The sequence below is a fragment of the Flavobacteriales bacterium genome (genome assembly GCA_013214975.1).
Lineage (GTDB): Bacteria > Bacteroidota > Bacteroidia > DT-38 > DT-38 > DT-38.
Genome location: JABSPR010000348.1, coordinates 17,084 through 27,410 on the forward strand (window position 1 = coordinate 17,084; position 10,327 = coordinate 27,410).

A 10,327-nucleotide genomic window follows, 5' to 3' on the forward strand; every position below is an offset into this window, starting at 1 on the left:
GTTGTTCAGTTTTAGAAAACCACGTTGAGGAGATTTATTGAAACTTATCTTCTAGGTATTTAGGAATACCGCTGTGGTTGTAGAAGTTAAACGGGAATGGAGTGGGATTATTGTTTTGTGTTAGTTAACGTATTTGAATTTCCAACATTTGATATTCCGAAATTTAACGACTAAGAAACCTAAAAAAGGAATTAACTCTCCTATCTGTAACCAATATTTGATTCAGCTACTTTGGAAAGTACAGATTGAGGATTTGTGTACAGCATATTAGTAGAATCAAGTCCGTAATAATTTCTTATCAATAATTCAGGATTATCACTTTCCAGTAGTTCGTTCTCTTCAAATTTCGATAGTTTACAAATGCCGAAGTTTTTGATGTAATTTTTGCTCATCGAAATATAACCAGACGAATAATCTTTCGTCATGTTTTTAATGTAGTCAAAGAATACATCTGATTCCATAATTCTCTTTAATACTTTCAGCTCTTTTAAGCTTTCAGAAACTATGGCAATCCCGCTATAAAACAGAAGCGCTTTGTCTTTAGAAATAGTAAATGAAGGACGTTCACTTATGTGTGGGAAAAACAATTTATATGCATTAATGTCCATTGACTGTCTTCGACCATATGCGTACCATTTTTCATATTTCTTATTTCCTTTATCTCGTCTCCTTAACACTACTTTATGGTCGCTTAAATATTTGTAAGTAAGAGGATATTTATTAATAAAGGTGTTTTCATCGAGCACTATCAACTCATTCTTCATCGATTCGTACGGAAAAATAATCTTCTCAGTATTTTCTTTTAACTGCTTTTCAGACCTAAGTTTATTAGGATTAGCAATGTCTCTACAAATATCTTTTTCTATTGGATAATCTTTCCCCTCCTTTGTTCTTAATGTGTAATAATTCTCATCTTCTGAAACAGGAAAAAACTTGTAAATATAATTAGCCAAGGTCGCGATCCCGTTCCTTGTTACAAATCGATTCTTTAGGGGTGTTCCTACAGATTCAATTTTATTGATGTACTTGGTTTGATCAACAGATTCAACCAAATTCCATCCATCATTATCAGCTAAAGAGTCATAGTCAAACCTAATAAATTGGTTATCTCTTAATTTATTCAAGTCAGCAGATAGAGCTTTTTTGTAACGAACGCTACCAATGGAATTTTGCAGAAAGCATATACACGTATATGTACTTCTATTTTTGAATATCTGTTCACCTCCAAAATTGATGATTTTAATATCTACTCTATTGCTGGAGAAATAGTTTCTTAGAGATCTACCATTAACGCTTTTAATAAATGTGTTCACCGTAATATAGCCAAGGATACCCTTTGGTTTTAAAATTTCATATCCGAGCTGAAAGAAAGGAATATATAAATCAGGGTGACCGCTTTGAGAAACCGACCAATTCTTAACTAAATCTAAAGATTCCTTAACCATGTTCCGCGAACAAACATAAGGAGGGTTTCCTACTACTATATCAAACCCTTCAAAGGATTCATCTTGCGTTCTCCAATTAAAATCCAATGCATTGCCTTTATAAAGATTGAAATCATATACTTTAAGATCTTCTCCTTCTGAGATTGCAAGAAGTAATAAAAGCAATTTTGATCGTTCAACAGAATATTCTTCAGTGTCCAATCCAAAAAGTTGATTCTTGAAAATTTCTTTGTAGGAAGATTGTGTTTCCTCCCTTAATATTTGAGCTGTGGTATATAAGAATCCAGCACAACCACAAGCGGGATCACATATTTGCAAATCACTTATCTCTTGGGCGTGTGATTCGAAAGATTTCCTTACTATATATTCTCTAATATATTCTGGAGTATATACCGCTCCGTTTACAATTTTCTCTTCTGGTGATATTACAAATTCAAAGAGTTCAATTAACTGCTCAAAAGAATCTACTGTTTGAATTTTTACAAATTCTAAAAGCTTATCATGATCATCGTCTCCTTCTTGAATTATTAATTTATTCAAGTAACTATTTCTAACCTTCTTAATTTTCTTAGCATGTAGAAAGGAGGAAACTATTAACCTATTTATCTCTTTAGGAGCAAAGGTATAAGACCGCAAATATTTAAATATCTCTTTTCTCAAACTACATAAGGTATGAGGTGATTGATCGGACTCCAAGAGGTGTCGTTACTATTAAAAGGCTTCCAATTATCTGCTAAGGTATGTGCGTAAGGTTTTAAGATGCCTATTTGGTAATCAGTATATGTCTTCTTGAAAAAAGGATCTCGCATCAGCTTATCCCACTTACTTGGTAAAAAACTTGAAATAAGAAGGCCAAATCCAAGTGTAAAATCAACAGGAGAATGTGGGATTCTAGGAGTATCTAAATGTAAAATATTTCCATAATCAAAGTCTTCTTTACTAACGTTTTTGGGTTTAGGGCTATATTGAATGTGATAAATAGGATGTGGTTCAGTGCTGAATTTTGCCATATCATGTTTATCGATATGAAAACATAAATAACTTGTTTTATTGCTATTGATTGCTCTTAATGTTACATGAAAAGATAATTCTAACAATGGATCTTCTAATGTCCCCCATTTTGTTGAGTCAGCAACCAACTTCATATTTAACGAGAGTTCAACGTTTTTTATCCCTTCTGGTCTTACATGCTTGATAGTCTCCACTGGCATTTTGAAGTTTACTATTTCATAACCCCAATTTTTATCCCTATCAAGGTTTAGTAAGTTCTTTTCCAATTGCTTAGCAGCAGTAATAATTGGCGTCGTCAGAACCGTTTTATGCCCTTTATTTGAACCAAATAACTTGTCAATTGCTCTGGCTACTATAAGGAGTTCATCAGCTCTTTTCTTTCTGAATTTTTCAATCATTTCCCAGCGTCCTTAGTAATCGATTCCTTAATCTCCGAAATCTTATCTTCCTCAGATGGATGTGGACGCAATCCTATGTTTCTCCCTATTCTTTCTTCCTCGGCTGCATGGAACGAAATGTATTTATTTTCCTGCCACGGCTTTAGTTCTTTTCTTTCATAAATGATTAAACCCTCTAAAGGATCAATTGGTAATTTAAGTCCTTCACATATTGTCCAAAATTCTGTACTAGAACATCTTTTAATTGGTTCAGCAGCAACTAATTCAATTAGGCCTGTTTTTTCACTTATTATTTGAACCCTTTGTTTTGCATTGAGAGAAGCTAAATACTCTTGATCTGACCATTCATTAAATAATGTAATTACTTTATCAGCCCACCATCTTGTCCATCCATTTCCAAATAACCCTGTAAATTTCGAAGAAATGAGGAAATCGTCTCTTAATTTATTCCAATCCTTTGAATTGGCTATATCAATTCCTAATCTTGCGGCCAAAACTCTTTCTTTTATTAATGCTCCAGGATGATGGTAAAGATCATTAATTATGAATTTCGCATAATCGTTGGGAGTAAACTCCTCTTCACCTTCAATCTCAAACCTACTATAAATCCTAGCATCAATCTCATCAAGATTCTCTCTATCTAAAACGCTATTAATATTCCTTTTTTCAGCGCCTAACCAAGTATACCCATCACTCAAGGAAAATAGTTTTTGTGAGAATTTCGTATAATCAGGTTCTGCTGATTTTTCAAATTTATAATCAAATAAATCATGACTTGATTTGTCCACATTGTAGGTTTCCCTAATATTCGGTTCTGTCGAACACAAAATAATCGGGTATGAATTTAATTCGTTTCTCGATGATAAAGTTCTAATATCCTGAGCTAGCGTTGCAGCTGAAAATTCAACTCTATTAGGGCCTTCTCCATCTAATCTTAAATCAAGTATTAAACCGTCAATTTTTGAATTAAGTAAAACTTTTTTTAGTGATTCAAAATCTTTGGTTTCATCCAATGGATGTAACACAACTTCTATTTGTCCTTGATCATTAAATCCTGCTACAATTGCCTCAACGGATTCATCATTTTCATCATCTATATATAAAAACTTGGGCTTACTCATTATCTTCTACTTCTTGATTTTTGGGGATCTCAATCCTCATTGTTGTTGAAAAGCCTTTTTTGGGTGATGACACAAACACCTCTCCTCCATAACTTTCTATTATATCTCTGATAATTTTCAATCCTAATCCTGTTCCTACCAATGTTTCGGAATCAGAAGAACCATGATCAGAGACTGAAGAGATCGTATTAAAAGCACTAAATATTTCTTCTTCTTTTCCTTTTACTATTCCATCACCATTATCATAAAATTCCACAATAATATTTCCCTTTTCCTCGGCGCATCTAATTCCGATTACTCCACTTACTCCTTTTCTTCTAATGGCTTTCTTTGAATTTGTATAAAAGTTAAATAGAATAGAAGCCCACTCTGACGGGTGCATTGGTGTAGTATACAAATCAAACCCTTCATAAATTGGCTTTTCAAGAACGATACCCGATCTGACAAGTTCATTACCTATTACATCTAGAAAATCATTCACGGCATCCTTTATTTCGATAGGTTCTAATTCTCTTAAAACATTCCGTGAAATTGCCTTATCAAAATATGAAGTATATGTCGTAAACGACTTTAAGTTTATTTCTAGTCGTTCAACTCTACTCAAAGCTTCTGAATAATCTTTAACTGCCTTTTTAAGAAATTCGGTATCAGTGTTAAATCCAGGCAGGAATCGCTTGACCTCATGTACAAACTCCCCTATTACGAGGCCTAAGCTAGCCAAAATTCGGAGCATATTATTTTCATCTATCAATGCCTGTTTAGCTATTTTCTCTTCTTCACGCCCTTCTAATAGCTTTTTATACGCCTCTTTAAACTTCTCCTTTTTTGATTCGGAACCTTCTTGTTTTGAATCATCAGTGCTTTTTTCTTCATAGGCGTCTTTAAGGTCAGCAATAGCACTGTCCACTTTTTCAGTTGGAGACGCTTTGATAAATCCCTTTTGTCCAGCCGTTTGCTTTCTTCCTCTTAAATCTGCGACTTTAAGCACTGCGCTAATAATTGACCTATGAACAAAATTAACCAGTTCTTCAACGGCATCATTTTCAAACAGACCTTCTCTACTTGAGGTTTCATCAAACTTTAGCCCAGAATTATCTGAAACTTCAACAAATCCAAAAAAGTTAATATTTCTATGAGAAGGAATAATGACTCTTTGTCCTGAAGAGTCATCTAAACCTAGCCAATCATTTAGCTTTTCACCGTATGGAAGAACTCTAAATCCATTTCTGTATAACCGTACTCCTCCTCTTTCATTAGCAACTTCTCTTATTAAAGTCATTGACTGCTTTGGAAGCAAATTTGAATCATAGAGAAAATAATAACATTTAAAATGGATTCCTTTTATCAATTCAAATTTTGATTCAGGTAACTCTTTTTCTTTCCCTATCAAAAAAACTTCTTGCGGAAAATTTAACTTATTGCTTTCGAGTGCCCAGCATCCTTGCCCATCAGCAAGAACATACCCTTCAATTTCAGCCAAGGCGTGCTTTAAGAAAGCCTCTTCTTCATCAATAATTTTATTGCCTTCATTATCTCTAAAGTAAGAACTACTAAAGCCTGGGTCTTCTTTATCTTCTTCAGCATCTTTTCGTTCTTTCGAGAGAGGAAAAGGTTGAAGCAGATCAGCCGTATACCTGTAGACTCTTTTAATCATGGCATCTGTCCACCAATCTCTTAAGCCTTCTATAATCAAACTAGTTCCTTCCTCTTTATTCTTTGATACTTGTTCAATTGAATTAGTAATCGAGGACAAGTCTTTGTCCATTTCAAATTTCTCCCAGTCTATTACAATTTTGAGCGCATATTCAGTATCTAAAGTTTGCGTGATGACAGTTAGCTTTGTACCCAGTCTTTGAGTTGCAAACCTTCCTATTCCTTTTCGACCAGCACGAGTTCGACCATATTTAGGAGAAGTTGGATTGTGAATTTTATCTGATGATGACAATCGCATGAAACCATTTACCAATTGATCCATTGTCATACCAACACCGTTGTCCTCTAGGTTCAGTATTCCTCCTTCATCATAAGCCTCCTTGAAAATTAGCTTCACTTCTGTTGCATCAGCATCATAAGAGTTTTTGACTAATTCAGAAACAGCCGTTTCATGTCGTCCCACCAATTCCTTACCCAGCCTGTTGATTATTCCTGCATCAACTGAAAACCTTACATTCTCTTTATCGAATGAAGCCAATATTGTTGATAGCTCTACAATTTGGTCGTAGTTAGTTGGATCATTTTTCAGAATCAACTCAAGCTGTTCTCTAACTTCTTGTTCTTGCATCCTTAGTTAGCAATTTTGTTTGAAACAATTAAATCCTTTACATCTATTTCTAGAATAACAGCAACCCTATTCAAAATTTCCAAGCTTGGCTGTCTTCGATTTTGAGCGTAGGAATTAACCATATTATAACTCTTATTGAGCTTGCCAGCAAGCCAAGTCTGATTAACGCCTTTTTCTTCTAAGACTTCTTTAATTCGATTCATATGGATTTTGTTTGTTCTACGTAAATATAAAAAGTAACAATTGAGTATCTCATAAAATGAGATATACAATAATATAAAGTTTTCAACATTACAGTTGACCTGAATTGTATGAGTATCTTATATGCTTCCTTTATCCTTTTTATATCGTTTTCTATATGCAATTGTCTTATTTCTATAGGAAACAGGTGTTTCGCGGAGGTATTAAGAAGTATTAGGCTATAACTCGCGCTATTGTAATAGTTACGGACATGCGTGATGGTGCTCATCTAGTACTCGGTAAGTGCTTGTTAGTACCTTGTTTTAGTTTGGAATTAGCCCTTTTATTACGAATGGTTGATCACAATTTTTTATAGAGATTTTCGTTTGAAAGTCATGCAAATGGATCACAATTTCAAATTACGAACCGCTCTTACAAAAACTCAACTGGCACGAGCCTACGGCGTAAATATCAAAACTTTTAACAAATGGATAAAACCTTCTTTAAGAGTGGTAGGAAAACCTTTTGGTAGGTTATTCACGCCGTTGCAGGTAAAAACGATCATCAGAATGTTAGGGATACCACCGTATCCAGAGAGGTTATGATTAAAATAAACGCATATTGCCTCTTCTTTTACAGTAATTATCCGGAAGCAGATCAGGCCATTTCTTTTATATCAACAACTTACGAGTTCATTTTTTTTGTACATCATAAGAAACAAATAATTTTAATCTATGAGATCTTGCCATCGAATCAGAAGATATCAATGTTCTATAATTAATATAAAAAGAGTCGCTTCATCTCTGTCACAAAGCTATTTTGCAGAAATATTGCCTAATTTGTGTTAAATAAAATCCACTTCCAATCTAGGGCACATAACCCTTTTCGGGATATTATATACGATGAGAACAAAAATTATACTTGCAACTCTTCTTTCTCTTTCCTTCTATCTAGGAAAAGCACAAGAGTACGTTCCATTTCCAGACTCAAATGCCGTTTGGTCTGTTAATACAGATAAATTCTACGTTTCGGGTGATACAACTATTGGAGGGGTTGATTATAAAAAGTATTATAGATCTCTCGAAGATTCCACATTTGATATAGAAAACGCAAGTTATTACGCGGCACTCCGTGAAGATGAAAATAAAAAAATATGGGCTATTCGACACGATTCTATTCAGCCACTACTCCTTTACGATTTCCAAGTAAATGCTTTAGACACACTTACAGTATTTCCATTCGAAAGCGTTTCTAACTCGGTTATATATAACAAAGAGATTGTAATATTGGAAGTGGATTCAATCTTGATCGGCACAATATATAGAAAGCGATTTAAAGTATCCCTGTTAGGAGAGCACGAAGAGAATGGTAGTAGTTTCGAATATTGGATTGAAGGTATTGGAAGTACAATTGGATTGTTTAGCGGGGGCACATTCAATCGCTTTGTGGTTGGTTTGAGTTACTATCAATTATTATGCTATCATGAGAATGACGATCAAATATATACAACTATATATTCACCTGGTTCCCCTTGTTATGAGCCCTATTATGTAAGCATTAATGACTTGGATACCGAAATTCGTTTCGCGAAAGTTTATCCAAACCCTTGCTTTGGACAACTATCAATTGAGTACGGCGAACAAAAAGAAGTAAATGTTGAAGTTTTCAATATTAACGGTCAAAAAATATATCAAAACACGTACAATACCCCTGGCATACAAAAACTTGAAATTAATGAAGCGCCAGGTATATATTATCTTAGAATGGGCTTCCCCAGTCATAATGAGATTTTAAGAGTTGTCAAGAAATAAATAGCGATACTATTTTTATCCATTTACCCGATAATTTCTGGTGATAGCTGTTACCACACAGATTGCTCGATGTTGTTCATTTATCATAGGTTCTATTAAAAAGATAGTTTAGATTCGCGGTTGCATTTTTTGGAATTAACATCTCATGAATAATTTAGCTAAAAAATTAGCTTCCTATTCTACAGTTGCAGGAGCCCTATTAACTACATCCACGTCCTATTCCCAAGTATATGATACAGAATTGGATCCATTTGTAATAATCGATAATAGCAGTTTTGATTTAGATTTAAATAATGACAATTTAACTGATTTTACGATTTCAAATATTCAGTACCATAATACTGGAACTGAGAAATTGGTGGACACTATTTATTTTAATCCAGACTCTAATTTCACCTATGGGTGGGTGAGTTATTTAAGAACTGAATATTGGCGGGCAGACATAAATGCGCTAGGTTCAAATGGCTTCAGGGTAATAGGAACTTCTAATCCTTCTACTTTAAGTTCCGGCTATCATATTAGCTCAGTTCAGTCTTTTGTATCTGGAATTGGGATTCTTGGGATTGCGAGTACTACAGGATGGTGGGGATTTTCAACTTGGCCATCTGACCCTTATACTGGTATTCAGCAGAATACTTATTCTGGAATAGATACACTTATTTCGAATGGAAACTTTGCCAATAAAACCACTTATGCCGGTTTGAAATTTAAAGACTCAAATAATGACTACCATTATGGTTGGGTGAAATTAGTTGTGAACGGTTTTGGAACGACCATAATTGAGGAGTATGCCTATGAGGATAGTGTAGGAGTTTGCATTGAGGCCGGAGCTAAGAGTACTGTTGGAATAATAGATTATTCCGATCAAAATGCGAATATTTATAGTTACGGAAATGAAATTATTATTCACGTAAACAATTCCAACCTATCCCCCTTAGACGCTAAAATATATGATATTACAGGAAGTCTAGTTAAAGAAAAGAAATTAACGGGAACTAAAACAAAAATTGAAATGCAAGGTTTTAAAGGGATTTATATTGTAAAACTTGGGTTGAAATCAAAAAAGGTTACCCTTCTCTAATATCATTTATCACATTATTCATGAAAATTTCATTTATTAAAGTTGTCTTCACATTTGCTTCCTTTTTAATTCTGATTCATCTAAACAGTGAGTCATATGGTCAATCATGTGAAGAGCAGAGTAGTGCGTATCAAAGTTTTTACAAACATCAAGGCAGCTATATTCCTGATAATACAACCGCTATTAAAACAATAATTCTGGATTTTCATATATGGCAAAGTGAAAATCCAGATTCATTAGATAATTGGGATCCCAATAACAATGTTAATCATTATGATCGACTGGTCGAAATAGTTCACAAAATGAACGATCGATGTGAGAAGCTCAACCCTCCGTCAGATCCAATACTCAATCCAAATGACGAGATTGATGACATTAGAATTCGTTTTGAAGTAGGCGAATTTTATGACTATCAAAATAATCAAAGAAATGTTTCTACAAGTGGCCCTATTAATTTTATAAACCATGTTAAATTCTATCATCCTAATAACTATAACCGACATCATCTCCCTATTCATATTACGAATGGAGTCTCTTCAACTATCGCTGGACTCGCTGCAACTCATGTAGGTTTTAAAGACCTTAGTAAGGAGCTTGGTGTGACCACATTAAAAAGTGGAACAGATGATCCATTAATTATTATGCATTATGATGACGGGTTTGCTAAACACCTATTACATGAAGTTTTTCATAATATAGGTCTAGGACATACATACAAAACAGAAATTGGAGGAGGAGATGATACCCGAACTATTAGTGACCTGGATTTTCTCACTGATGTTTTTGGTACTGTATCTCCAGGGCTTATAGAGTTTAATTGTTCACCAGTACCGAATAATAATCATGTTTGCCCACATGATGGATTTTGGGGATGTGTTTCTGATACACTGGGTAATAGTTGTACTAATAATATTCTAGGAGGAACTAAAAGTGGTAGTTACCTATCTCCATTACAAATAGGTAGAATGCATAGGAATATGTCATTTCAAAGTATAAGAA

8 protein-coding genes are annotated in these 10,327 nt (G+C 34.2%); 3 read left to right on the forward strand and 5 right to left on the reverse strand.

Going from position 1 to position 10,327, the window contains the following annotated elements:
* Positions 1–200 precede the first annotated feature (200 nt).
* From HRT72_11260 to HRT72_11280, 5 genes are all read right to left on the reverse strand, one after another.
* Positions 201–1,985 carry an SAM-dependent DNA methyltransferase gene (locus HRT72_11260; GenBank protein NQY68281.1) on the reverse strand — a complete coding sequence of 595 codons (1,785 nt, stop codon included), beginning with the start codon at positions 1,983–1,985 and terminating at the stop codon, positions 201–203.
* Positions 1,986–2,101: 116 nt separating this feature from the next.
* A complete protein-coding gene (locus HRT72_11265) occupies positions 2,102–2,854 on the reverse strand; it encodes a hypothetical protein (protein NQY68282.1) in 753 nt (250 codons plus the stop codon).
* Positions 2,851–3,975 carry a hypothetical protein gene (locus HRT72_11270; GenBank protein NQY68283.1) on the reverse strand — a complete coding sequence of 375 codons (1,125 nt, stop codon included), beginning with the start codon at positions 3,973–3,975 and terminating at the stop codon, positions 2,851–2,853. Before HRT72_11270 ends, HRT72_11265 begins: the two co-directional genes overlap by 4 nt.
* Positions 3,968–6,256, reverse strand: coding sequence for a sensor histidine kinase (locus HRT72_11275; protein ID NQY68284.1), 2,289 nt, complete (start codon positions 6,254–6,256; stop codon positions 3,968–3,970). The genes HRT72_11270 and HRT72_11275 overlap by 8 nt, the downstream gene beginning before the upstream one ends.
* A gap of 2 nt (positions 6,257–6,258) precedes the next feature.
* Positions 6,259–6,459, reverse strand: coding sequence for a helix-turn-helix transcriptional regulator (locus HRT72_11280; protein NQY68285.1), 201 nt, complete (start codon positions 6,457–6,459; stop codon positions 6,259–6,261).
* Between the two features lie 879 nt (positions 6,460–7,338).
* Between HRT72_11280 and HRT72_11285 the strand changes: the two genes are divergently transcribed.
* The 3 genes from HRT72_11285 to HRT72_11295 all read left to right on the forward strand — a co-directional run.
* Positions 7,339–8,247 (forward strand): T9SS type A sorting domain-containing protein, encoded by a 909-nt coding sequence (locus HRT72_11285; protein ID NQY68286.1) that lies wholly within the window; start codon positions 7,339–7,341, stop codon positions 8,245–8,247.
* Positions 8,248–8,392: 145 nt separating this feature from the next.
* The gene (locus HRT72_11290) at positions 8,393–9,328 is read left to right on the forward strand and encodes a T9SS type A sorting domain-containing protein (protein ID NQY68287.1); all 936 of its coding nucleotides are present in this window, start codon (positions 8,393–8,395) and stop codon (positions 9,326–9,328) included.
* A 20-nt stretch (positions 9,329–9,348) separates the two neighbouring features.
* A partial coding sequence (locus HRT72_11295; protein ID NQY68288.1) for a hypothetical protein occupies positions 9,349–10,327 on the forward strand: 979 nt, incomplete at its 3' end.

Excerpts from the sequence above, each read along its gene's own strand:
- HRT72_11270 (NQY68283.1), bottom strand. The coding sequence starts at position 3,975 with ATGAGTAAGCCCAAGTTTTTATATATAGATGATGAAAATGATGAATCC.
- HRT72_11290 (NQY68287.1), top strand. The coding sequence starts at position 8,393 with ATGAATAATTTAGCTAAAAAATTAGCTTCCTATTCTACAGTTGCAGGA.
- HRT72_11280 (NQY68285.1), bottom strand. The coding sequence starts at position 6,459 with ATGAATCGAATTAAAGAAGTCTTAGAAGAAAAAGGCGTTAATCAGACT.
- HRT72_11285 (NQY68286.1), top strand. The coding sequence starts at position 7,339 with ATGAGAACAAAAATTATACTTGCAACTCTTCTTTCTCTTTCCTTCTAT.
- HRT72_11265 (NQY68282.1), bottom strand. The coding sequence starts at position 2,854 with ATGATTGAAAAATTCAGAAAGAAAAGAGCTGATGAACTCCTTATAGTA.
- HRT72_11275 (NQY68284.1), bottom strand. The coding sequence starts at position 6,256 with ATGCAAGAACAAGAAGTTAGAGAACAGCTTGAGTTGATTCTGAAAAAT.